Source organism: Sphingomonas pituitosa NBRC 102491, assembly GCF_001598435.1.
Classification (GTDB): domain Bacteria; phylum Pseudomonadota; class Alphaproteobacteria; order Sphingomonadales; family Sphingomonadaceae; genus Sphingomonas; species Sphingomonas pituitosa.
Genome location: NZ_BCYY01000008.1, coordinates 186,825 through 211,138, shown reverse-complemented (window position 1 = coordinate 211,138; position 24,314 = coordinate 186,825). Strand labels below are relative to the sequence as shown.

At 67.0% G+C, this 24,314-nt stretch carries 16 protein-coding genes; 12 read left to right on the top strand and 4 right to left on the bottom strand.

From position 1 onward, the window contains the following. The first annotated feature begins 73 nt into the window (after positions 1–73). The 7 genes from ptsP to SPI01S_RS09270 all read left to right on the top strand — a co-directional run bounded on the left by ptsP (position 74) and on the right by SPI01S_RS09270 (position 8,492). On the top strand, positions 74–2,350 hold the full coding sequence (gene ptsP / locus SPI01S_RS09300; RefSeq protein WP_066721436.1) for a phosphoenolpyruvate--protein phosphotransferase: 2,277 nt from the start codon (positions 74–76) through the stop codon (positions 2,348–2,350). Between the two features lie 111 nt (positions 2,351–2,461). Then, positions 2,462–3,415, top strand: a complete 954-nt coding sequence (locus SPI01S_RS09295) for a helix-turn-helix domain-containing protein (protein WP_066721435.1) — start codon at positions 2,462–2,464, stop codon at positions 3,413–3,415. A gap of 82 nt (positions 3,416–3,497) precedes the next feature. Next, positions 3,498–4,406 carry a tol-pal system YbgF family protein gene (locus SPI01S_RS09290; RefSeq protein WP_066721433.1) on the top strand — a complete coding sequence of 303 codons (909 nt, stop codon included), beginning with the start codon at positions 3,498–3,500 and terminating at the stop codon, positions 4,404–4,406. Then, positions 4,384–5,400: a tRNA lysidine(34) synthetase TilS gene (gene tilS, locus SPI01S_RS09285; protein WP_066721430.1), complete on the top strand. Its 1,017-nt coding sequence runs from the start codon at positions 4,384–4,386 to the stop codon at positions 5,398–5,400. Before SPI01S_RS09290 ends, tilS begins: the two co-directional genes overlap by 23 nt. A gap of 68 nt (positions 5,401–5,468) precedes the next feature. After that, positions 5,469–7,430 carry an ATP-dependent zinc metalloprotease FtsH gene (ftsH, locus tag SPI01S_RS09280; RefSeq protein WP_066721428.1) on the top strand — a complete coding sequence of 654 codons (1,962 nt, stop codon included), beginning with the start codon at positions 5,469–5,471 and terminating at the stop codon, positions 7,428–7,430. A gap of 75 nt (positions 7,431–7,505) precedes the next feature. Then, entirely contained in the window at positions 7,506–7,874 is a 369-nt protein-coding gene (locus SPI01S_RS09275; RefSeq protein WP_066721425.1) for a hypothetical protein, read from the top strand. Between the two features lie 126 nt (positions 7,875–8,000). Beyond that, positions 8,001–8,492 carry a hypothetical protein gene (locus tag SPI01S_RS09270; RefSeq protein ID WP_066721423.1) on the top strand — a complete coding sequence of 164 codons (492 nt, stop codon included), beginning with the start codon at positions 8,001–8,003 and terminating at the stop codon, positions 8,490–8,492. A 57-nt stretch (positions 8,493–8,549) separates the two neighbouring features. Here SPI01S_RS09270 and SPI01S_RS09265 read toward each other — a convergent pair whose 3' ends face one another. Then, on the bottom strand, positions 8,550–8,792 hold the full coding sequence (locus tag SPI01S_RS09265; RefSeq protein WP_066721421.1) for a hypothetical protein: 243 nt from the start codon (positions 8,790–8,792) through the stop codon (positions 8,550–8,552). Between the two features lie 258 nt (positions 8,793–9,050). Between SPI01S_RS09265 and SPI01S_RS09260 the strand changes: the two genes are divergently transcribed. After that, positions 9,051–9,953, top strand: a complete 903-nt coding sequence (locus SPI01S_RS09260; protein WP_066721419.1) for a manganese catalase family protein — start codon at positions 9,051–9,053, stop codon at positions 9,951–9,953. A 42-nt stretch (positions 9,954–9,995) separates the two neighbouring features. Here SPI01S_RS09260 and SPI01S_RS09255 read toward each other — a convergent pair whose 3' ends face one another. From SPI01S_RS09255 to SPI01S_RS09245, 3 genes are all read right to left on the bottom strand, one after another. Next, on the bottom strand, positions 9,996–11,363 hold the full coding sequence (locus tag SPI01S_RS09255; RefSeq protein WP_066721417.1) for a Coenzyme F420 hydrogenase/dehydrogenase, beta subunit C-terminal domain: 1,368 nt from the start codon (positions 11,361–11,363) through the stop codon (positions 9,996–9,998). After that, positions 11,356–12,471: a polysaccharide pyruvyl transferase family protein gene (locus SPI01S_RS09250; RefSeq protein ID WP_084253345.1), complete on the bottom strand. Its 1,116-nt coding sequence runs from the start codon at positions 12,469–12,471 to the stop codon at positions 11,356–11,358. The genes SPI01S_RS09255 and SPI01S_RS09250 overlap by 8 nt, the downstream gene beginning before the upstream one ends. A 305-nt stretch (positions 12,472–12,776) precedes the next feature. Continuing rightward, a complete protein-coding gene (locus SPI01S_RS09245) occupies positions 12,777–14,039 on the bottom strand; it encodes a polysaccharide biosynthesis/export family protein (RefSeq protein WP_306305021.1) in 1,263 nt (420 codons plus the stop codon). A 105-nt stretch (positions 14,040–14,144) separates the two neighbouring features. Between SPI01S_RS09245 and SPI01S_RS09240 the strand changes: the two genes are divergently transcribed. The 4 genes from SPI01S_RS09240 (at position 14,145) to SPI01S_RS09225 (ending at position 24,295) form a co-directional block, all read left to right on the top strand. Continuing rightward, positions 14,145–15,362: a glycosyltransferase gene (locus tag SPI01S_RS09240; RefSeq protein WP_169804487.1), complete on the top strand. Its 1,218-nt coding sequence runs from the start codon at positions 14,145–14,147 to the stop codon at positions 15,360–15,362. Between the two features lie 162 nt (positions 15,363–15,524). Further along, complete coding sequence (locus SPI01S_RS09235; RefSeq protein WP_084253343.1) at positions 15,525–19,067, top strand: FkbM family methyltransferase; 3,543 nt, start codon at positions 15,525–15,527, stop codon at positions 19,065–19,067. Next, positions 19,067–19,471 (top strand): DUF6165 family protein, encoded by a 405-nt coding sequence (locus tag SPI01S_RS09230; RefSeq protein ID WP_066721407.1) that lies wholly within the window; start codon positions 19,067–19,069, stop codon positions 19,469–19,471. The genes SPI01S_RS09235 and SPI01S_RS09230 overlap by 1 nt, the downstream gene beginning before the upstream one ends. An 18-nt stretch (positions 19,472–19,489) precedes the next feature. Further along, positions 19,490–24,295, top strand: coding sequence for a glycosyltransferase (locus SPI01S_RS09225; protein WP_084253342.1), 4,806 nt, complete (start codon positions 19,490–19,492; stop codon positions 24,293–24,295). Positions 24,296–24,314 lie beyond the last annotated feature (19 nt).

The window sequence follows — 24,314 nt, the reverse complement described above, 5'->3', positions numbered from 1 at the left end:
GCGATCCCGCTTTCCGCGCTTTTGCTGCGCACGCGTCTTGGCGTGGGTGCGCACAATCTGTTAGCGCTGTCGCATGGCCTTGACCGCAGCCGCCTCCGCCCGGGAAATCCTCACCCGCCTTCACGACCTGATGGCGAAACGGCTGCCGGTGCAATCGAAGCTCAACGCGGTCGTCAACATCATCGGCGAGGCGCTGCACAGCGAGGTCTGTTCGATCTACCTGCTGCGCGAAGGCGCGCTGGAGCTGTTCGCCACGCGCGGCCTGGCGCAGGAGGCGGTGCACGTCACCAAGCTGGCGCTGGGCGAGGGCCTGGTCGGCACGATCGCCGCGCATGTCGAGACGCTCAACCTCGACGAGGCGACCAGCCACCCCAATTTCGTCCATAACCCGGAAACCGGCGAGGACCGCTTCCACAGTTTCGCGGGCGTGCCGATCATCCGGCGCGAGCGGGCGGTGGGCGTGCTTGCCGTGCAGCATGTCGATCCGCGGCGCTATGCCGATATCGAGATCGAGGCCTTGCAGACCGTGGCGATGGTCCTTTCCGAGCTGATCGCCAATGCCGAACTGATCGATGCCACGGGTGGCACCTCGACCCGGCTTCAGCCCACCGCCTCTGGTACGATCCGCGGTTTCCCCCTGGTGGAAGGCATGGCGCGGGGTGTGGCGGTATTTCATCAGCCGCGCATCACCATCGAGCATACTGTCGCCGAGGATACCGAGGCGGAGCGCCACCGCGTCTATGCCGCGTTCGACAAGATGCGCGAGCAGATCGACCGCATGACCAGCCAGGCCGAATTCGGCAGCGGCGGCGAGCATGAGGAGATCCTCGCGACCTACAAGATGTTCGCCTATGACGAGGGCTGGAGCCGCCGCATCAACGAGGCGATCGATTCCGGCCTGACCGCCGAGGCGGCGATCGAGCGCGTCCAGCAGCGCACCCGCCAGCGCATGCGCGAGATCGACGATCCGCTGCTGCGCGACCGGATGCACGATCTGGAGGACCTCTCCAACCGGCTGCTGCGCATCGTCTCGGGCCAGCTCGGCACCGCCGCGCAGCTGGGGCTGCGGCACGATTCGATCCTGATCGCGCGCAATCTGGGGCCGGCCGAGCTGCTCGAATATGACCGGCGGCGGCTCAAGGGCGTGGTGCTGGAGGAAGGCTCGCTCACCGCGCACGTCACCATCGTTGCCCGCGCCATGGGCGTGCCGGTGCTGGGCCGGGCGCGCGACGTCCGCCGCGAAGTGGCCGAGGGCGACCTGCTGCTGCTCGACGTGGGCGAGGAAAGCGTGTTCGCCCGCCCCTCGCTGGCGATGGAGGAGGCGTTCGAGGCCAAGCTGGCGCTCAGCCAGAAGCGCCGCGCCGCCTTCGCGCAGCTCAAGAACGTGGCGCCCGTTACCAAGGACGGCCACCGGGTGACGGTGATGGTCAATGCGGGGCTTCGCGACGACGTGGCGGCGCTCGACCTGACCGGCGCCGACGGCATCGGCCTGTTCCGCACCGAATTCCAGTTCCTCGTCTCGGCCACGCTGCCCCAGCGCGAGGCGCAGCGGCGGCTGTATCGGGACGTGCTGGAGGCGGCGGGGGACCGGCCGGTGGTGTTCCGCACCGTCGACATCGGGGGCGACAAGGCGCTGCCCTATCTGAACCACGACGAGGATGGCGAGGAAGAGAACCCCGCCATGGGCTGGCGCGCGCTGCGCCTGGCGCTCGATCGCGACGGCCTGATGAAGGCGCAGGCGCGCGCGCTGATCGAGGCGGCGGCGGGGCGGACGCTCAACGTGATGTTCCCGATGGTCTCCGAACCCTGGGAGTTCGACCAGGCGCGCGCGCTGTTCGAGGCGCAGCATGCCTGGCTCGCGGCGCGGGGGCGCAAGCTGCCGAACGAGATCCGCTACGGTGCGATGCTGGAGGTGCCGGCGCTGGCCGAGGTGCTCGACCTGCTGCTGCCCAAGCTGGAATTCCTGTCGATCGGCACCAACGACCTCACCCAGTTCCTGTTCGCCGCCGACCGCGCGCACCCCAAGCTGGCGCTGCGCTATGACTGGCTGAGCCCGGCGATCCTGCGCTTCCTCAAGCGGGTAAGCGACGAGGCGCGCGCGGCGAACGTGCCGGTGGCGGTGTGCGGCGAGATGGGCGGGCGCCCGCTGGAGGCGCTGGCGCTGATCGGGCTGGGCATCGACCGGCTGTCGATCACGCCGGCGGCGGTGGGGCCGATCAAGGCGATGCTGCGCTCGCTGGATCGCGGCGCGGTGATGGCGGCGATGGACGAGATGCTGCGGCATCCCGAGGCCCCGCTGCGCGACGTGCTGACCCAATGGGCCGAGGCGCAGGGCGTCGAACTGGCCTGACCATCCACCGGAATGATTTTGCCCCGGCGTTGACAGCGACATGGCGGGGAGGGCATCCCCTGCTGCATAAGGCGGGCGTTCCAGGGTCTAACGCGTTCGCCGGAGGATAGAATGCAAGGCGACACGCCCGAAGAGTCCACCTCGTACACTGCCCGTCCCGGTGAACGCCTGCGCGCCGCGCGCGAAGCCTTGGGGCTGGATTTGCCGGAGATCGCCGCGCGCACCCGCATCCCGCAGCGGCACCTCGAGGCGATCGAGCAGGGGACCTATTCGGGGTTGCCGTCGATCACCTACGCGACCGGTTTCGCCAAGGCCTATGCGCGCACGGTGAATGCCGACGAAGTGGCGATCGCGCGCGACGTGCGCGCCGAGCTCGGCCAGATCGAACGGCCGGTTCTCACGCCGGAATATCCGCTGCAGGAGCCGTCGCGGGCGGCGCCGAGCGGGATCGTCTGGTTCGGGGTGATCGTCGCGCTGGTGATCGTTGCCGGGATCGGCATCTGGTATGGCACCAACTGGTTCCGCGGCGGCGCGTCGCAGGGCGACGGTCTGGTCCAGCAGCTCGAACCCACACCGACCCCCACGCCCGAAACGCCCGTACCGGCAGCGAGCCCCGCTGTTCCTGCCGTCGAGCATGTCACGCTCGTCGCGCGCGGCCCGGCCTGGATCCGCATCACCGATGCCACCGGCAAGAAGCTGGCGGAGAAGGAACTGGCCGCCGGCGAGCGTTACGAAGTGCCCGACGATGCCGATCATCCGCGCATCCGCACCGGGCGTCCGGACCAGCTGCAGGTGCTGCTGAACGGCAGCGAAGTGGCGCCGCTGGGCACCCAGGTGGAAGTGATCGAGGCGGAGCTGACCTCGGCGGCGCTGCGAGGCCGCGGCCAGCCGGGTGCTACGCCGTCGCCGACGTCGACGTCGAGCGCCACCGGCGCGGCGCCGGCGACTCCGCTCCGCGAGCGTGCTCCGCGTCGCCGGACCGCGCCGCGCGCTGCCGACGGCGCCGACACCACGGCCGCGCCGGCCGGTGGCACGACCCCTGCCGGCGACACGCCGAACCCCTGAGGGGGTGGCGCAAGCCGGCGCCGCTTGGCTATAGCGGCGCAACGCCTCCGTTCCCCGGGGGGCGCTGAGGGAATTATCGACGATGCGTATTGCTCTCGCAGCGGCACTGGCCTTTGCCGCGTTCGGCTTCAACGGCACCGCGATGGCGCAGGCCCAGGACGGCAATGTCGGCCAGCGCGTCGACAAGCTCGAGCGTGAGATGCGCGCGGTGCAGCGCAAGGTGTTCCCGGGCGGCGCCGGGATGACGGTGGAGCCGCAGATCACCCAGCAGGTCGACACCACGCCGCCGGGCGTGCCTGCGACCACGCCGCTCGCCGATCTCACCCAGCGCGTCGCCGCGCTGGAGAGCCAGATCCAGACGATGACCGGCCAGATCGAGCAGAACCAGTATCGCGTGCGCCAGCTCGAAGAGGCGTTCGGCGCGTACAAGGCGGCGACGGATGCGCGGATGAAGGCGCTGGAAACGCCGCAGCCGGTGGCCGATGCCATGCCGACGGATGGCGCCGTCGCTGCCTCGGGCGACTCCGCGGCGGCGCCTGCGCGCCCCTCGGGCGACCGCGCGGCCAAGGTCGCAGCCGTCGAGAAGCCGAGCACCGGCGACGCGGGCGAGGACCTCTATCTCTACGGCTTCCGCCTGTGGCAGGCCAAGCTGTACCCCGAAGCGGCCAAGACGCTCGAGCAGTACAAGGCCAAATATCCCACCGGCAAGCGCGCCAGCTTCGCGCGCAACCTGCTCGGCCGCGCCTATCTCGACGACAACCGGGCCAACCTCGCCGCGATCGCGCTGTATGAAAACTACACCAAGGATCCGAATGGCGAGCGCGCCGCCGACAGCCTCTATTATCTGGCGCAGGCGCTGGTGAAGCTGAAGAAGCCGGCGGGCGAGGTCTGCAAGGTCTATGAGGAACTCAACAGCGTGTACGGCGCGACGCTCTCGGCCGAGATGAAGGCGGGCGTCGCCAAGGGCCGTGCGGATCAGCGCTGCAAGTGACGCGTCGCTGATCGACGCGATCGCGGGCGAGTCCGTCGCCCGCTTCACCGCCGACTGGCTGGCGGTCACGGGCCTGCTGCCGGCGAGCGCCGCGCCCGTCGGCATCGCCGTCTCCGGCGGTACGGACAGTCTCGCGCTGCTGCTGCTTGCCTGCGCTTCGTTTCCAGGGGCGGTGGTCGCCGCCACCGTCGATCACGGCCTGCGCGCCGAGTCCGCCGAAGAGGCGGCATTTGTGGGGGCGGTCTGTGCCCGGATCGGCGTTCCGCACAGCATCCTGCCGCCCCGGCCGGAGATGCTCGCGGGCGGCAATCTCCAGGATCGGGCGCGGGCGATGCGTTATGCCTGCCTGGCCGATTGGGCGACGGCATGCGGTGCGCCCTGGGTTGCCGTGGCGCACCAGCAGGACGATGTGGCGGAAACTTTCCTCCTGCGCGCCAGGCGGGGGGCGGGGCTGGGCGGTCTCGCGGCGATGCTGCCCGCCCGGCCGCTGCGGGCGGGCGAGGGCGTGCCCTGGCTGGTGCGGCCGCTGCTCGGCTGGTCCCGCGCCGAATTGGCGACGCAGGTTGCGGCGGCCGGGATCGTCGCGGTGCAGGATCCCTCCAATCGCCACCCGCGCTTCGATCGCAGCCGGGCCCGCGCCCTGCTTGCCGACAGCCCCGAACTGCCGCCGGCCAGGCTGGCGCGTGCCGCCGCCAATCTGCGCGAGGCCGAGGCCGCGCTCGCCTGGGCGGCGGAGCGGGAATGGGGCGCCCGTGCCCATGCGGCGCAGGGCCAGGTCTCGCTCAACCTCACCGATCTGCCTCGCGAATTGCGCCGCCGCCTGGTCGCGCGGGCGCTCAAGACGGTAAACGATGCCCCGCCGCCGCGCGGTTCCGGGCTTGACCGGCTGATCGCCGCGGTGGATGCCGGACAGGTGGCGACATTGGCCGGAGTCGTGGTGCGACCGGGGCCCCGCTGGCGCTTCGCGCCGGCCCCCCCGCACCGATCACCGTGATCGATGTTGTTCCATTGTCATTAACGCCGCCATGCCTATCTTAGGGCTGGAAAGGTACCGGGTACACGATGAGCGATAACGGCAAGCAGCAGGGTCCGGAAAACGGGGGGAACAACCCCTGGATGAAGAGCCTGCTCATCTGGGTGGGTATTCTCGCAGCCCTGGCGCTGTTCGTCACCCTGTTCGACACCCGCACCGCGCAGCCTACGGGCAATGCGATCCCCTATTCGACCTTCCTCGACAAGGTGCAGTCGGGCGACGTGAAGGACGTCAACATCGCGGTCGGCTCCGGCGTCATCACCGGCACCACCAGCGAGGGCAAGTTCCGCACGAACAATCCCGGCGATCCCAAGCTGGTGGAGACGCTCCGCAGCAAGGGCGTGGTGATCAACGCGCGTCCGGAAGACAGCCCGTCGATCTGGCAGTATATCCTCGTCCAGTCGCTGCCGTTCCTGCTGTTCCTCGGCATCGCCTTCTTCGTGCTGCGCCAGATGCAGAAGAATTCGGGCTCCGGCGCGATGGGCTTCGGCAAAAGCCGCGCTCGCCTGCTGACGCAGAAGGAAGGCAAGGTCACCTTCGACGACGTCGCCGGCATCGACGAGGCACGGGACGAACTCCAGGAGATCGTCGAGTTCCTCAAGGACCCGTCGAAGTTCGCCCGCCTGGGCGGCAAGATCCCCAAGGGCGCGCTGCTGGTCGGCTCGCCCGGTACCGGCAAGACGCTGCTCGCCCGCGCCATCGCGGGCGAGGCGGGCGTGCCGTTCTTCACCATCTCGGGCTCGGACTTTGTCGAGATGTTCGTCGGCGTCGGCGCGAGCCGTGTGCGCGACATGTTCGAACAGGCCAAGAAGTCGGCGCCGTGCATCGTCTTCATCGACGAAATCGACGCGGTCGGCCGTTCGCGCGGCGCAGGGCTGGGTAACCAGAATGACGAGCGCGAGCAGACGCTGAACCAGCTGCTGGTCGAAATGGACGGTTTCGAGGCCAACGAAGGCATCATCATCGTCGCCGCGACCAACCGCCCCGACGTGCTCGATCCGGCGCTGCTGCGCCCGGGCCGCTTCGATCGCCAGGTGCAGGTGCCGCGTCCCGACATCGAAGGCCGCGTGAAGATCCTGCAAGTGCACATGAAGAAGGTGCCGATCGCACCCGACGTCGATGCCCGCGTCATCGCGCGCGGCACGCCGGGCTTCTCGGGTGCCGATCTCGCCAACCTCGTCAACGAAGCGGCGCTGCTTGCGGCCCGTCGCGGCAAGCGGCTGGTGGCGGCGCAGGAATTCGACGACGCGCGCGACAAGGTGCTGATGGGCGCCGAGCGCCGCTCCATGGTGATGACCGACGACGAGAAGCGGATGACCGCCTATCACGAAGCCGGCCACGCCCTGGTGTTCGCGCACGAGCCCACCGCCGATCCGATCCACAAGGCGACGATCATCCCGCGCGGCTTCGCGCTGGGCATGGTGCAGCCGCTGCCGGAGCGCGATTCGTACAGCTATCACCGCGACAAGATGCATGCCGACATCGCCGTGGCCTTCGGCGGCCGCGTCGCCGAGGAACTGATCTTCGGCTATGACAAGGTCAGCTCGGGCGCGTCGAACGACATCATGCAGGCGACCCGTCTCGCCCGCGCGATGGTCACGAAGTGGGGCCTGTCGGATACGCTGGGACCGCTCGACTTCTCGGAGAGCGAGGACAGCTTCACCGGCTATTCGGTGCAGCGTTCGAAGCCGATGTCGGACGAGACCGCGCGGATGATCGACGCCGAAGTGAAGCGCTTCGTGGAGAAGGGCCTCAACCGCGCGCGGCAGATCCTGGGCGATCATACCGATCAGCTCCACACCATCGCGCTGGCGCTGCTCGAGTATGAGACGCTGACCGGCGAGGAGATCAAGAAGCTGATCGCGGGCGAGACGCTGGACCGCGGCGACCCCACCGGCACGCCGGGAATGCCAGCGGTGGGCGGCACCTCGATCCCCAAGACGCGCAAGCTCAAGGATCCGTTCGGCAATCCGGCGCCGCAGGGGGCGTGACGCCTTCGGCATTGCCGGGATCATCCTTGCTACGATAGAGAACGCTCCCGGGAACCCTTCCGGGAGCGTTTTTGCATGGCTCGACTGTTTCTTGCCGCGGGCGGGCTGATGCTCGTGGCCCTCCCCGCGCAGGCGATGAGCGTGGCCGAGTTCCTCGCCAAGGTGAACGCGCTCAAGGCCAAGGGCGCGATGGCGATGTTCTCGTCGGACATCGGCCTGCTGAAGCAGGAGATCGACGGGGCGTCGGCCGGGTATCGCGGCGATCTTGCCGCCGCCGTCGCCGCGGGCCGCCCGCCGAGCAGTTGCCCGCCGCCCAAGGGGCAGGTGAAGATGGGCAGCAATGAACTGATCGCGGCATTCGAGAAGATCCCGCCGGCCAAGCGCGGCATCAGCGTGAAGTCTGCCTTCGCCGCGATGATGCAGCAGCGCTTCCCCTGCAAGTGATCCTGTAAACATAGGATAGTATTGCCGTTATTCGCGGAACACCTCTTGTTCGCGAGCGGTTGGTTCGTCGTTGTCCGGCAGAAAGCCGCCGGGCACATCGTTTCACCAAGCGCAAGGAGCGGACCGATGGACTATCGCAAGCTGGGATTGGGACTGGGCGTTTTCTCGATCGGACTCGGCATCGCCGAACTGGCCGCGTCGAAGCGGATCGCGCGGGGGCTTTCGGCGGAAGACCATGACGGCGTGGTGCGGGCGTTCGGCGCGCGCGAGCTGCTGGCGGGCGCGGCGCTGCTATCGGGCCCGGCGCACAGTGTTCGAGTGTGGAACCGGGTGGCCGGCGACGCGATGGACATCGCAGCACTGGGGCTCGCCGCACGCCGAGCGCCGCAGAACAAGGCGGTGTGGGGCGCGATCGCCTTCGTCGCGGCAGCGACCGCGATCGATATCGTGACCGCGCTCGGGCTGGACCGGACCACCGGCAAGACCTTACCGGTCGGGCAGGAGGAGGAAGCGGATGCGGGCAGCCCGGCATCTGCGGAAACGCCACCGGTGGTGGAGGGCAAGGCCACGTCGATCGAGCCGGGCGGTGCGCAGGCCCTCACGCCAGCAGCGGGGTGAGCCTTCCCCCCTCCCGCCTGCGGGAGGGGGATTAAAAGGCAGGAGGAGGAGGGTTTCCTACTCCCCCTTCGTCGTCGCGTTCGGGTTCGGCCCGCCTTCATAGTTGATATGGCTCTGCCCGCCATGGCCCATCAGATGGCCCGGGCCTTCCTTGCGCGCCTTTTCCGGATAGGGATTGGGATAGGCGCCGCCTTCGCTCTCGCCTTCGCTCCGGCCATGGGTATCGACGTCCGAGACGCCGTCGGGTGCGCCCTTGTGCGCGTCGCCGCCGCTCGCCTGCATCGGCTGCTTGTCGGTCATTCGCCAAACTCCTGATTTTTCTGCGGTTGTACGCCGTCAACGAAGCGGTGCGCGCGCCCGTTCCGTTGATCGGCTGCGTCGTTCAACGGCGCGGCTGCAGCTATGTTGAAGAAGCCGGAACGAGCGGCGCAGTCGTTCACGCTTTGAAGAGCAGTTGATGCACGTTAATCACAAATAATCGATCAATGCAGAAGTATATGAACCATGTGCAATTCCATCCGCTCTCTTGCCGGACGCAAATTCCCAAGGAGAGACTGCATGTTCATGCACAACAAGCGCCTGCAATATACGGTGCGGGTGGCCGAGCCGAACCCGGTCCTCGCCTCGCTGATGCTCGAGCAGTTCGGCGGGCCGGATGGCGAGCTGGCGGCGGCGATGCGCTACTTCACCCAGGGGCTGGCGGAGGACGATCCCGGCCGCAAGGACCTGCTGCTCGACATCGCCACCGAGGAGCTGAGCCATCTCGAAGTGATCGGCTCGATCGTCGCGATGCTCAACAAGGGCGTGAAGGCGCACATCTCCGAAGGCGACATGGAGGAGGCCGAGCTCTACATGTCGCTCACCCAAGGCGGCAACAGCCACACCCAGGCGATCCTGTACGGCGGTGGCCCGGCGCTGACCAATTCGGCGGGCGTGCCGTGGACGGCAGCCTATGTCGACAGCCGCGGTGATCCCACCTGCGACCTGCGCTCGAACATCGCGGCGGAAAGCCGGGCGAAGATCGTTTATGAGCGGCTGATCAACATCACCGACGATGCCGGCATCAAGGACGCGCTCAAGTTCCTGATGACGCGCGAGGTGGCGCACCAGAAGTCGTTCGAGAAGGCGCTCTACGCGATCGAGGACAATTTCCCGCCGGGCAAGCTGCCGGGTGTGCCGGAATATGCGAGCATGTACGTCAACACCTCGCAGGGCGAGGGCGACATGCTGGGGCCGTGGAACGATGGGCCGGAATGGGACCGGGTGGACGATCTCCAGCAGGTGCTGCCCGTCGACAATGGGGACGGCATGCCGACGGTGAGCCTGGGTTCGGCGGACACGGCAGCGCTGACCCAGCTGGCGGAGCGGACCAAGTCCGATCCTGGCAGCAACCCGACCACCGGCGCCGATCTCGCCGCCGGCCCGGGTGCGGGGCGGACCAAGAGCGACGTGGAAGCCTGAGGCTTCGGCCCGGCCGGGCATGCTGCTCGGCCGGGTCTTCCTTCAGCGGCGCTCGATCCTGTCGAGCCAGGCACCGAGCCGGCCGCGCGAATAGGTCATCGCCTGGTAGAGGCCGAGCGAGGCCTTGGCCCAGCGAAGGTACAGCCCCGGCATGCCGGCCCGATCCGCCGCCCAGGCGACGCGGTGGCTCCATGCGGCAATGCCCGCGCGGGTGCGATAGACCAGCTTGCGCCGCCAGCCGATCCCCGCGGCGCCGGGCGCGACGCGCTTCTTCGGACGGATCCCCCGCCGCGCCCAGGTGAGCCGATAGGCGAGCCCCTCGCGGCGGTGCCGCAGCCCGGCATCCTGCGTGCCGGCGATGAAATCGGCGTCCACGGCGTCTAGCGCCAGCCGCCCGTCGTCGATCGCCTCCGCCACGATGTCGCGCAGCTGCGGCGACCGAACGATCACGACGTTGGTGCCGTGCCCGTCTGAGGAATAGGGCTCCACCCAGGCATCGCCGAACGCAATGTCCGCGGTTTCGGCAACGACGTCGTCGCACATGTTGCAGGCGCTGTTCTGGAAGAAGCCGGCGCCCCAATCGCCGTCCGCCAGATGCCACCAATCCTGCCAGCGGGCGCTGCCGTCGGCGAGCGTCAGGTGCGCGGTGTACCAGTTGGCCGGGCGCTCCGCGTCCTTCCGGCGATATTCGACGGCGGTGACCGCATCCGGATCCACGTCCAGCTGCCAGGCGAAGCTGTCTACTAGCCGCCCGCTCTTCATATGGCCGCAGAACAGCCCGAGCGTGGCCGTGATGCGTTCGGCGAGCACCGGCTCGGCCGCGCGGGCGAGATGCACCGCCTTGAGGAAGCAGGGGATGCCGACCACGGCATAGCGCCCGGGCACGCGGCGAATCTCGTCGAGCACATGGGCGAGATGCACGGGATGGTAGCGCGAGCGCGCGCCCTCGGCGATCTGCTCGAGGCTCCGCGAGACGCGATAGTCGAAATGCGGCGCGCCGGGGCCGGGCAGCGGCACGACATGCGCGACACCGTCGATCATGCCCCGGCGCAGCAGCTCTGCGGCAACCCAGCTGACCATGCCGCCCGAGCTGCCGCCCGCGCGGAAAGCGCCCTCCACGACATGGCCTACATGGGCCGATTCGAAGCGACCGATCCGGCGATCGGCGGCGGGCGCGCCCGGGAAGCGATCTTCGGCGATCGCATCCTCGTCCACCGCCTGCGGCGAGAAGGGGCAGGTGGCGGCGAAGCGCGGTGTCGGCGTTTCGCGCCAGTCGGGCGGACCTTGCGGCTTCAGCTGGCGATAGCCGTCCCACCCCATATGCCCCCCGCCGCCGGCCGAGGCGCAGGCGCCGCAGCCGATGCACAATCCGGAGCGAACGATGGCGGCGGGGCTCGGCGCCTCAGCCAAGCACCTTGTCCAGATAGACGTTAGACTGGTCGCGCATCGCCGCGATCCGGCCGCCGATCGCGGGGGCGAGCGGCGTATCGAGGATCGCGCCGAGATCGATCGGGGCCCCGGGCACCAGCAGGTGCCGCTCGGCCCCGAGCATCGCGGTCAGGTCGCGCACCTTGTTCATCCGGTAGGGCGATATCGCGCAAGCGAACGGCTTCGCGTTGAGCAGCGCGAACACGCAGCCATGAAAGAAGTTGGTCAGCACCGCCTCCGCTCCCGCCATGGCGGCGGCGAAGTCGTGCGGGCCGGCATCCAGCCACTGCTCGTCCGCCCAGTCGTTGCGATAGCCGATGCTGACCAGCCGGATGCCGCGTGCCGACGCCCAGGCGCGGGCCGCATCGGCAAAGGCGGCGGGCATGCCATGGCCATAGACCAGCGCGTACCGCCCCGCGGGCACCGGCACCGCCGCGTCGTGCGCGGGCGGGAACTGCAGGCAGGGATCGAGCACCAGCACCGGCTCGCGGCCGATCGCCTGGGCGACCAGCCGGCGGCTGTTGGCGTCGCGCACCGCGATCATGTCGAAGCGGCGGAGCTGGTCCTGCCAATAGGGATCGAGCCCGGCATCGGCATCATAGCTGCCGAAGCTGGCGGCATAGGCGGCGACGCATTCGGCGTTGAGCCCCTGGCCGAAGAAGATCGATGCGCCGCCATACCAGGGGTGGCGCAGGTTCCATACCTCGTCGCTGCCGACCAGCACGGTATCGACATGCGGCATCTCGAGCGGATCGACGAGGTCGAAGCCGGGCGACAGGGGCAGCGCGTCGAACGCGCAGAGGAACTTGCGCAGCTTGGCGCCGTAGCGCCGCCGATCCTCGGCGCTGGTGCGGACCGGCAGGGTCGGCTGGAGCGCGCTCCGCCATTCGGCGCGGGTCACCCGGGGCGATTCATGATCGAGCAGCATCACCCGGTGGCCACGCGCATGCACCCCCTCGACCAGGCAGCGCGCCTGCCAATAGGAGCCGTAGTTGATGCAGCGATGGAAGGTGAGGATGCCGACGCTGCGCGTCTCGGTGCGCAGGTCGTAGAGAAGCGTCGAAGAATCGTCGGTACCGGGAAGTTTCATGCGCGCGCGCGCCCGGTGCCGGAAACGGCCGAAGCCATGTGGTGTCCTCCCTTTGGTCGCGCGTTGAACGTCGGGGAGGGCGGGCGGTTGCGCGCGCGGGTGCGAAAATCCGCGCCGGCGAACCTCGAAGGCAGCATCGGACCCAGGCCGGGCTTTCCGCCCGCTCGAAAAGATGGAGCTCGGCCGGATCGGCGGTCTAGGTCTCGCCGTGCCGGGCCCAGAGGACGCTGTAGCGCACGATCGCGGCTATGCGTGGCGATCGCGGAACATCCCGTGTCCGCCACGCACATTGCGATGCTAGCTCGTCACGGGACGATCGTGGAGACAGTCGCGATCGGAAGGATGGTTGAGGAAATGACGTTCACGAACTTCTGGATGTCCGCCAGCGGCGCATTGGAGACGTACAGCACATCCTTGTCGTGAATGGGAAATCCCTGCGCCAGGAAGAACGTCGCGGGATCCTTGAAGTTGACGCGATAGATCACGGGAATCTTGCCGTCCGGCGTGGTGCGTGCGCCTGCGGCCAGTACCGGATCCATTGCCGCCGGGTCTTCCAAGCGGAAGATGAACAGGCCCTTCACGTCCGCGCGCTGATCCTGAAGTCCGGCGACGCGACCGAGTGCCTGCACGAGCGTGATGCCGGTTCCCTCGAACGGCACCTCTTCGTTCCGCCCGGTTGCGCCAAGCGCGGTGAAGCTGAACGGCTGGAACAACGCAGTGACAACATCGTCTGCCTGAAGCCGGATGTTCTGGCGGGGATCACGAATAACGGCCTGGAGCGGCATGGCCGCAATCCGCGGTCCGCGCGTGATCTGAATCGTCACCTTGCCGACCGGTTGCTTCACACCACCGACGCTGGCGATCACGTCCAGCAGTCGTTCCCCCTTCGAGGTGAGCGGCACGCGCGCGCTCGAACTGACGTCTCCGACCACGGTCACGTTGCTGGCCGCGTTGCGAACCAGGCGGACGATGGTCTGGGGCTGATGGGCAATGCCGACGAGGCGGCGGTTCACCTCCTGGGCGATCTGCGTGGTCGTACGGCCGGCCGCCTCGATACGGCCGACAAAGGGTACGACGAGCATGCCGTCTGCGCCAATCATCTGTTCGGGCAGCGACGTGCCGCGCGCAGTGCTTGTCGAGGCGTTCAAGCGCGCCTCGCCACCTACCGCGCCAAACAGGGCGGCCGGCGGCGCTTCCCAGATGGCGATGTCGATCACGTCGCCCTTGCCGACTACCGTGCCGGCGGCAAGGCCGTCGCCGAGGCTGTCGGCGAAGGAGGCCTTGCCCTCAGCCGCGATGATGCGTCGGGCGATTGCGTCGCTCAGGTCGATGACGCGGATGTCGGCATTGTCCACCGATCCGCTCGCCGCGCGATCGACAGCGCGCGAGGAAGGGCCGGCAGCGGGCATCACGGAGCAAGCCGCCAGAGATGATAGGGCGGCACTCAAGAGAGCGATGGTTCGAACGGGATACCGCAAGCCGTAAGTCATACAGATTTCGACATTCTCTACACATTTGCCGCCGGATAACGGCGCTTGCGCGACGCTATGGCCCATCGCTTCGTTCAAATCAATTCGCCCGAAAATGAACGACGAACCGGAGTTCGGCGATTATCGACAAGGACTAGCTGCCCCTGTATCTGGCAGTATCGCTGCGCGCCGCTGGACATCTTCATGAAGCGTCTGAAAGTTGTTTATCTGACGTCCGTTCCTATCGCTACTAGTCAGCGGAACGGTGGTTCGATATGTTGCCGAAATCACCTGCGGCGTGTCGCTGACGATGACGCTATCGATTGTGTGGCATATCTTGTCGGGTCGGAGGCGCATCGGGAGGCCTGTGTTCTGGAAGCACGGCGCAGCTGTGAAATCGCTCGATATTTTCCGATTTCGGTCGATGGGCTTTCGATTACTGCGCCACCGCCTGGTGCTTCTTTTGGGCAGCGTCGCTGGCCGTTCATGCACGAATATGCTGCGATGGGGAATCGCGCCGCAATCTCGGAGATATCCAGCGCGCTCGACGCGGATGCGCCCGACGTGATTGTGGTTGATCACCTCTATTCTGCGCTGTTCCTGTCCGATGCTGTGTTCAAGCGCTGGCCTGTCGTTACGATCCTGCTGAATAGGGAAGTCGATTTCTTCAACGAAATCGTGAGGCGTGGCATGCGATTCTACGATGCTCCGCCCAGCCCGTTCGCAGCTTCCCGCCTGCGCCGCTTTGCGAGCGCGGTGGTCCGCGATAGTGCCGGCGTCGTTGCGATCGGCCGAAACGACCTCCCGCGGCGAGGGCGCCAAGCCGGCAAGTTCAACGTGGTCGAACCATATCTCGATGCGGCGGAGGTGCCTTGGCAGGGAAGCGAATCCACCTCGCTCTTTTTCATTGGTAGCCATCATCATTATCCGAATGCGCTTGCGATCGAATGGATTGCCCGTTGCTTCGCGCCTGCCATCTGGCGGCTGCGGCCGGACATTCGATTGCGGATCATGGGCATGGATGCCGCCGAAGCGCCGCTGAACTATCATGCGCCGAACGTCAAATTTCTAGGCTTTGGCGATGACGAAGCCGCGCAAGCGCTGTTTGTCGGGAGTGCGGGGTTGCTTGCCCCGATCACCAACAATTTCGGTGCGAAGTTCAAGCTGACGGAAGCGGCCAGTTTCGGCACGCCGTTCTTCGCTTCGGCTGCTGCTCTCAGCGGGATGTCCTATATCCCGAATGCCGAGGTCATCGATCTCGGCGATCCTGACGGCGCGGCAAAGCAGATCGCCACGGCGGTGGAGCCGGCACGGCTTGCAGCATATCATCGCGCCATTCGGGCTAGTCATCGCGCCTATGTGCAGGCGCAGCAAGGGCGATGGTCCGCAATCGCAGTGGCTGCGATCGCGCGTTTCGGCTGAATTCGGGCATTGCATTGTTTCCCCGGCGCCGCTGTTCGCACGACTGTCATGCGCGGCGCCGCTGATCCTGCTATTGCCCTACCCGCCACCCTCATCTATCGCCCGTCCAGTCGCCGTGTTCCTCCGTGATCGCGAAGATGTTTCTAAGGGTGTTTCAATCCCGTGCCGTTGACCTATGCGCAGAACTTCGAAGACGTTATCTTGTGGCGCGCTCTCTGCAGCATCGAGCATGGTTTCTACATCGACGTTGGAGCGCAGGACCCGACCTTTGATTCGGTAAGCCGGCACTTCCATCAACATGGCTGGCGCGGCGCTCATGTCGAGCCGAACCCAGAATATGCAGCAATGCTGCGAGCGGCTCGACCGGGGGACCGGGTGATCCAGGCCGCGGTTGCCGCCGAACCTGGTCTTTCGACCTTCTATTCATTTTCCGGCACCGGGCTGTCGACCGCGGTCGAACGGGTGGCCCACCGACATGTCGACAATGGATTCTCGCTGGAAGAGCTGACGGTTGCCTGCATCACGCTTGACATGGTCTTCGCCGAGTGCGGGGAGCCCGAGGTCCACTGGCTGAAGCTTGACGTCGAGGGGTTCGAACGTCCTGCGCTGGAAGGCTGGACGTCCCAGGTTCGCCCCTGGATCGTCGTCGTGGAAGCCGTCGAAATTGGCGGTCGGACGCCGAACCATGACGTGTACGAGCCTGTCCTGTTGGCGAAGGGCTACCACTTCGTCTATTTCGACGGGCTGAACCGTTACTACGTTTCCGACGCGCATCCCGAGCTCGACACCCATTTTGCGTATGGGCCCAGCCTGTGGGACGACATCCAGTCTCCGCGCGAAAGCCGGATGTCGCGCGTGCTGATCGAGGAGATCGCGCAGGACCGGGCGGCCTTACAGCGCTCGCTGGACGATCGCGACGCGGAACTGGCGGCGCTCCGGGAACAGATCGGAGCAATCGGCTCGCAGCTGGCGGTCGCCGAGGTCGAAGCCGAAGCGGCGAAGCGTGCCGCCGACGAAGTCGTCAGCCTGCGCGAGCAACTGGTCCGGGCATCCACCACACTCGACCTCGTATCCGAGCAGGCGCGGGTAGGCGCCGGCGCGGTAGAGTCCCTCGAATTGCTTCGGCGGCGGCACCAACGACTGCGTCGTGCGTACGCAAAGCGCCACAATGAGGCTCTTCGCGCCGCCGGGCAGGTCGACACCCTCCTGGATCTTCAGCGGCGCTTGCTGGCGGACCGTGACGAGGCGTGCGTTGCGCTGGCCCTTCTGGAGCATCGCGCCGAGCAGGAGCGCGCTGGCGCGGCGGCGACGGAGAAGCGTGTGGAGGAGCACGCGCGGGCTTCGGAAGAGCTGCGGCGACGTAACGAAACGCAACGACACGAGCACGCAAAGGAAGTGGGACGGCTGCACCAGGCCGCTTCGGATGCGAATGCCCAGGCACAGGCGCTGGCGGGGGAACTCGAGACGATTGCGGCAGGTCCGAGCCGATGGGCGCGGGCGCAGGCGCAACAGGCACTCGCGCGCGCACCCGTTTCCGGCTTGGCCTCGGGCGGCAGTTCCGTCGAGGTCGCCCGCAGCATCGAGGACCTCTTTCAGGCCGGCGATCGGCAGTTCGTCGACGCGTGTTTCAAGACGCTGCTGGGGCGACCGGCCGATCCCGCCGGGCTGGGCTTCTATCTGCAGCGCTTGCGGGAAGGCCGATCGCGCGCGCGGATCGTGCGCGATATCGCCGGTTCTCCCGAGGCGCTGGCACATGCCGCGCAGCTTCCGGGTCTGCACGCCTTTCTGCGGTCACGCCGGGGGCGCGGCGGGCGCTTTTCGTCGTTGCTCGGGCGTGCGCTCTCTGGCCGCTCGCGACGCGCGCTGCCCGCCGGGCGATCGGCCGAGAGCGGGGCGGCGTGGCTACGTGAATTGCTCGACCTGCCGGACGAGGCTTTCATCCGCGGCGCATTTGATGGCGTGCTCCGGCGCGAACCGCGTCTCGAAGAGGTGGATCGGTTTGTCGCCGCGCTCGCGGGTGGGGAAGACCGGCTGACGCTGCTCGCCAGGTTGCGGTGGTCGCCCGAGGGGCGCCGCACGCCGGCAGCTGCAGCGGTTCGCCAAGCGACCGGCTGGTACGCCACGAGGAACTGGCCGTGGATCGGGCCGCTGCGCGAGCGGCGCGCGCTCGAACATTGGCGTGGAGGTCTCCATGCACTGCGGCATGCCGCCGAGGGTAAGCTTTCGTTGCTCGAGGACCGCGTGGCTGCCCTTGGCGGTCGCCGCGCACCCGGTCGGTACATCGTCTGGGCCGGTGGCGGCGCGCCGCCGGAAGGGCGGTCGATCTGGTATGCCGGGGCCGCCGATGTGGCGCTGGCCGCGCGCATGGCCGGTTCCGGCGCCAGGCTCGAAGCGATCGCCTGTACGGATGAAGGCACCGCACGGCGTTTCACGGATGCCGGGATCGAGTGTCCGGTTCAGTCCGTCGGCATCCTGGACGGCGTGACGCGCGATGCCGCGCTCGGTCGATTGCAGGACTTCATCGGCAGGCTGGAGCGGACACGCGACCAGCGCGCAGCCCTCTCCTCACGGCCCCTGCGCGTTGCGATCCTCTCAACCTGGAATGAAAAATGCGGGATTGCCACCCACGCGAGCGAACTCGCGAGCGCGATGGGACCTGATCGGCCGTCGGTCCTCGCGCCGAAGCATGCGCCTGCCCTTGGCCCCGATGGCGACAACGTCCACCGCCTGTGGACGAAGGGCAAGGACGGCAACGGGTTCGAACAGGTCCGCGCCTATATTGCGGAGCAGCGGCCCGAGCTGCTGATCGTCCAGTACAACTTCGGGTTCTACAATCACCCCGAGCTGAATGGCCTGCTCCAGTTCGCGGCGGCGTCGGGGGTCGCGACCTTCGTGATCCTGCATGCGACGAAGGAGCCTTCGCCAGAACCCGGATTTCAGCTGGTTGAGCTGGCGCCGGGCCTGTCTGCGGCAGCGCGGGTGATCGTGCACAACGCCAACGATGTGGACCGATTGCGCACGATCGGCGTGCAGGGGAATGTCCTGCTGCTGCCGCCCGGTGTGCGTCGCGGGCAACCCCAGGCGCGACGGATGCCGCCCGGCGCGCGGCCGATCCTGGCGACGTTCGGGTTCTGCCTGCCGAACAAGGGGCTGGTGGAGATCGTCGAGGCCGTCGCCTGCCTGCGAAAAGCGGGCGTGCAGGCGCGTCTCCGCATGTTCAACGCCCTTCATCCGCATCCCGATTCCTCGATCGCGCTTGCGGCGGTACATGCGGCGATCGCCCGGCATGGCCTCGACCACGATGTCGAGGTCTTTTCGGATTTTATGGACCTCGACGTCGTGGACCGCGAGATTGCAGCGGCAGACCTTTTCGTGAACCCGTACCAGGAAACGGGTGAATCATCGAGCGGTGCGGTGCGCATCGGACTGCGGAACAAGGTTCCGACGCTGGTGACGCCGCTGCCGATCTTCGATGACCTGGGCGACGCGGTTCTTCGCGCTCCCGGGGTACAGGCAACAGATCTCGCGGCGGGTATCCGTGCCGCATTGGCCGAGGCGGCAGACCCCGCCGCGGCGCGCGCGCGGGAGAAACGCCTCGAGGATTGGCTCATGGAGCATGATTTCGATCGACAGGGCCAGCATATGATCCGCATCGCCCGCACGATCAACTTCCAGATACTTCTCGAAAACGGACGCGCAAACTGATGACTGACACTATCCTCGTACCCGTCTCCGCCGGCGAACTGATCGACAAGATCACGATCCTGAATATCAAGCAGGCACAAATCGCCGATGACGCGAAGTTGGCGAACATTCGCTACGAATTGGCCGAGCTGGAAAAGGTAAGGGCGCGGCTGATCGACAGTGTAGGAGATGCCTATGCGCAGATTCCTGCGCTCGAGCAGGAGCTTACCGACGTTAATCTGAAGCTGTGGAATGCCGAGGATGCCATTCGTGACCTCGAGCGCGACGGGAACTTCGGTTCAGCGTTCGTCGATGTTGCTCGCTCCATCTATCGCCTGAATGACGGCCGCGCTTCGGCAAAGCGCAAGATCAACCTGGCGCTTGGCTCGTCGATTGTTGAAGAAAAAGGCTACGCTCAGTATTAATTCGAAACTGGATTGAACATGTCCCAGAAACCGCGCGGCGTCTTCATCAACACGGCCAAGGCTACTTGCAGCATCCATGAGAGCGGCAGGATGGTGTACGCCTGCCTGGAGCGCTGCGAGGATGTGAGCCTCGATTACTACTCGCTCGACATGCTGGATGTTGACGCGCTGTCCGCAACGGGGCGGTTGTTGCTGAAGCCCGGCGTCGCGGCCGAGGCTCCGCGCGACGCATATGATTTCTGGGTGTTCAACTGGCATTTCATCACGATGGCGATGCATCTGGAACCGGCGGTGATCGCCAGGATCCAGCAGCCGAAGTTCACGGTCGTGCTCGAACTCGCGCCGGGCGACCCGCTGCAATTGGTGCCGCCCAATGTCTTCGACGCGTATATCGCGCTCGATCCGTGCGCGACGAAGAGCGGGGCCATCTATCCGTTCCCGCGCCCGCTCGAAGGCTCCGCCCGGCGACAGGATACGCTCCCGCGGGAAGTTCCCGTGATTGGATCGTTCGGGTTCCCGACGCCCGGCAAGGGCTTTGACGTCGTCGTCGCGGCCGTCAATGCGGAGTTCGAGCGCGCGATCGTTCGAATCAACGTGCCCGCCGGCGACTTCGTCTTCACGGACAAGATTCACCGCACGAACTATACACGATACCTGGAGGAGTACTGCCGGCGTATTGCGAAGCCGGGCATCGAAGTGCGGTTCAGCTTCGATTTCATGCGACCGGAAGAACTCGTCCACTGGTGCGCCGAGAATGACCTGAATTGCTTCATGTACAATCGCGCGCAGCCCGGGCTTTCGGCTACGACGGACCAGGCGATCATCGCCGGCCGGCCGCTGGTCACCTCGAGCAACGATACCTTCCGGCACATTCATCACTATATTCCGCCCTATCCGCTGACGTCGCTGCAATCGGCGCTTCGGGACTCCGGATCCGGGGTCGAGGCTATGCAGCGAGATTGGTCGCGGGGAGCGTTCAACCGGCGATTCTCGAGCATGCTCCGCGACTTCGGCGTGCTCGAGCGGTCCGAGACGGCAGCGGACGAGGCGCCGGCTGCCTTTGCGGTTCCCACGCGGGTTCTGGTGGCTGGCCCGGGGCTGGGAGTGTCGGGGCTCTACGAACGCACCAACCGTGCGGCCACGGCGCTGGCGCGAACTGGTGCGTTCGACGTCCGAACCGTCGATGTCGGGGATGCGCATGCGCTGGCAGCCGTGCTCGCGGAGGACGGTCCCGATGTTCTGCTGCTCGCGGATCCCGCCAACCTGCTCGGTGCGCCGGACACGGCTTCCGTTCCGACCGTCTGGTTGACGGATGATGTGGCGGCAGCCTCGACCGCGACGGGCCGGACCGAGATTGGTCTGCAGCCGATCATCCCGTACCAGACCGTCACCAGCGAGCTGAACGAGACGACGACCGTGTGGTTGCTCGGTTTCGCGGCGGACGAGCCGGTGCTCCGGAATGCGTTGCGGCGGGTCGCGCAGGAACTGCCCGACGCTCGGGTGAACGTCCAGATGGTGCCCGACATGACGTCGGCGGCGCGCGGGCGGGCGCGCCAGATCGTCAACGACATCGCGGGCATCGAGGCCAGCCTCGAGCCCATCCCGGCGACCGGCGAAGTGGCCATCGCCCTGTATGCGCAGGCGCACCTGATCCTCGTGCGCAGCGATCCCCGCCACGCCGATCATCTGCAGAATCTCGCTGAACTGGCAATGATTACCGAGCGCGCGGTGGCGATCAGCGCGGAGGCTCCGTTCCCGGCGCTGGGCGAAACGGTCACATGGTATGAGCAGCACAGTCTGCCGAAGCTGATCGCCATGGGCGCGCAGGCGCAAATCGGCGCGCTGCTGGCCTTCGGGGAGGGGACCACCTATGCGCGCCTGCACGCGGCGCTGACTCCCCTGGCGAAGGGGCGGGCGGGGGCGCGTGCCGTGCCCGCTGCCGACTCGCCGGAGCGACAGGCCGCGCAGGCGCATGTGGAAACGGTGCGCGGGATCTACCAGGAACTGCTGGGGCGCGGACCGGATCCGATCGGCTTGCAGCATTATGTCGGCAAGCTGGAACAAGGTGTCAGCCGTAAGCGCATTGCCCGCGAAATCGGGCGGTCGGGCGAGGCGGTGGCGTATCGTGCACAGCGCGCGGTCACGGCGGGTGGTGTCCGCTCCGTTGCCGATCTGCTGAAGCTGGATGGCGAGCCTTTCGTTCATGCCGCATATAAGGTGCTGTTGGGACGCGATGCGGACCCGACGGGCCTGGCCCACCATCTTGCTCTTTTGGAGGATGGCGAGGATCGCGCCGCCGTGATCCTGGGTCTTCATCGATCCGCGGAGGGGCAGGCGTTTGCAAGCGCGCTTCCCGGGCTCGTGGAACTGGCGCGAAAAGGCCCGCGCCGCGGGGTTCTGGCGCGGTGGCTGGGAAAGCGGCACCGCGCTGCGCGCTTCGATCGCCAACTGCTGAATGCGATCGATCACCGTATCGGCCAGCTTCAGAATGCCTTCTCCGAACTCGAGGCGCGTCCGGCACCGATCGTCGTCGAACTGCACGGTACGCCCGCCACGTCGGCCGGGCAGTCGGCGACGGATACGGTGGGCGCGCCACCGTCAGCGACGCCTGTCGACGGCGCCGTCGCCGTGATGCCGGCGCATCCCGCAGGCGCCGTCTACGTGCTTGGCAGCCTCGACGGTGGTGTCGATCATGCTGCGCTGGGCGAGGCGATTACCACCGGCATCGGCGTGCGTCCGGTGCGGGGCGTGCAGTGGAATGCCTCGGCGAAGCGACTGGACGTCGAACCGCTGCAGGCGGGCAGGAGCGGCGGCGCGCCCTCGCCCTCCGGTGACGCAACGGTCGTGTATCGGCTTGAGCAGGCGAGCATCGGTGCAAACGATCTTCTTCTCGTTTTCGGACCCGCCTCGGCGGATCCCGGTGCCGATACCGTGCTGGAAACCAACATCATCCTCGAATGCCGTCGGTTGGGGCTGACCAATGCGATCGTGGTGGATGATGCCTGTGTCCTGCGCCGCGGGCGCAGCGCGAGGGACGAGCATTTTCTGCAGTCGTTGTTGCTCGCGGATTGCCTGGTCGCAACCTCCGCGAACGCATTGCACGAACTCGAAGCCTTTTTCGCCAACGCGCAGCGGGCGACCTACGCGCCGCCGCGCGCGGCCATGGCGCGCGGCTCCGGTCCGGGCGTCGATCTCGCGCGCATCGAATCGGCGGCGGATGTCGCTGGAACGGTGTTGCGGGAAGCGAATGCGATCGACGTGACGCTGGTAACGGAAGGTCCGGCCGATCGTACCGCGGCGTTCGTTGCCGGCCTTGAAGCTGCCGGGGCGACCGTTCGCCCGGTCGAGGCTCATCGGGGTGGCCTGCGCCGCCTTGGCGATGCCGCCAGCGAAGCCACCGCGCCGCGTTGGGTTCTGGTCGATTGCGGTGTCGACATGGCGGGCCTGCGCGACATCCTGGCTGCTGCTTCGGCTGCGAATGCGCAAGTCGCGCTGTTGGCAAGCGACGGGACTCGGATCGCCCGCCTTTTCGAGGCGCCGGACGTGGCCGAGGTCCTCCCGGGCGTTGAGGCCGTTCTGTGCACCAGTGCCGCGATCGTGGATCAGGTCTGGAAGGCGATGCTGGCCCGCCGTGTCCATTATCCCGCGGCAAGCAGCCGCATCGTGCCGCTCGACGGGGCGAAGGGGCGCGTGGAGCGCTCGGCGAGCCGGATCGCCGCGGTCCTTGCCCGGCACGTGCCGAATGCGGGACGCAAGGCGTTGCCGCTCTCCGCCAAGGGAGCGGGCGAGGTGCGGCGTCCGCTCCTGTCCGTTTGCATCAGCACCTATAATCGGGCGGGCTGGCTTCGCGCGAGCTTGGAGAACATTGCGCGTCAGCTTCCGGCGGCTCGCGGCGACATCGAAGTCCTGGTGGTGGACAACGCCTCGCCGGACGACACGCCCGCTGTTTGTGCGGCGTTCTCCCATCGTCCGGACTTCCGGTTCATTCGCAATCGCGTGAATGTGGGCATGCTCGGCAATCTGGCGGTCACCGCGCAGCACGCGCGCGGCGACTATGTCTGGATTCTGGGGGACGACGACCTGACGCGGGACGGTGCGATCGACAAGGTGGTAGACGTCCTCCATCGCCATCCTGCGGTCGAGCTCGTCTACATGAACTATGGCTATACGAGCGAGGCTGCCCCCGCGAACGTGGAGGATTTCCCGGCCTTCCTGAACGGCTTCAACGTCCTGCAGGAGGCCGGGCCCGACGAGCTGGGGACGGTGGCGAGCATCGCGGCGAAGACGGAGAATTTCTATACGGCGATCTATTCGCACGTGTATCGCCGTGATCACGCGCTGCGCGCCTACTGCCAGGATACCAGCGGCCGCACGTTCGCGTCGATGCGTTCCTGCATTCCGACCAGCGCCTATGTGCTCAGCGAGATGGCTTCGGCGCCGGCCTACTGGATCGGCGAACAGATGCTGGTGGTAAACTCGAACGTATCCTGGGCAGCTTATGGCCCGATGCTGGACCTCGAGCATCTGCCCGAATCATGGGATATGGCCGAGCGGATCGGATGCCCGCGAAAGGACGTCGATCAGCGCCGGGCGAACCGGCTCTGGCTGGTCGAGCTGATGTGGCGCCAGCTTTTCGAGGACGACAAGGCCGGCAACAGCAACTACATCTCGCCGGAGCGCGTGCTGCTCAGGCTGCAGCACCTCGATGCATTTGCGGCTTTCGTGCCTGCATTGCGATCAGTGTACGAAACGGCCCATCTCGCCGGAAACCCTGCCGCACGCATGGCGCCCGCAGATCTTTTTGCCGCATTTGCGAAAGCATAGGGTTGACGGCCTCGTCTGC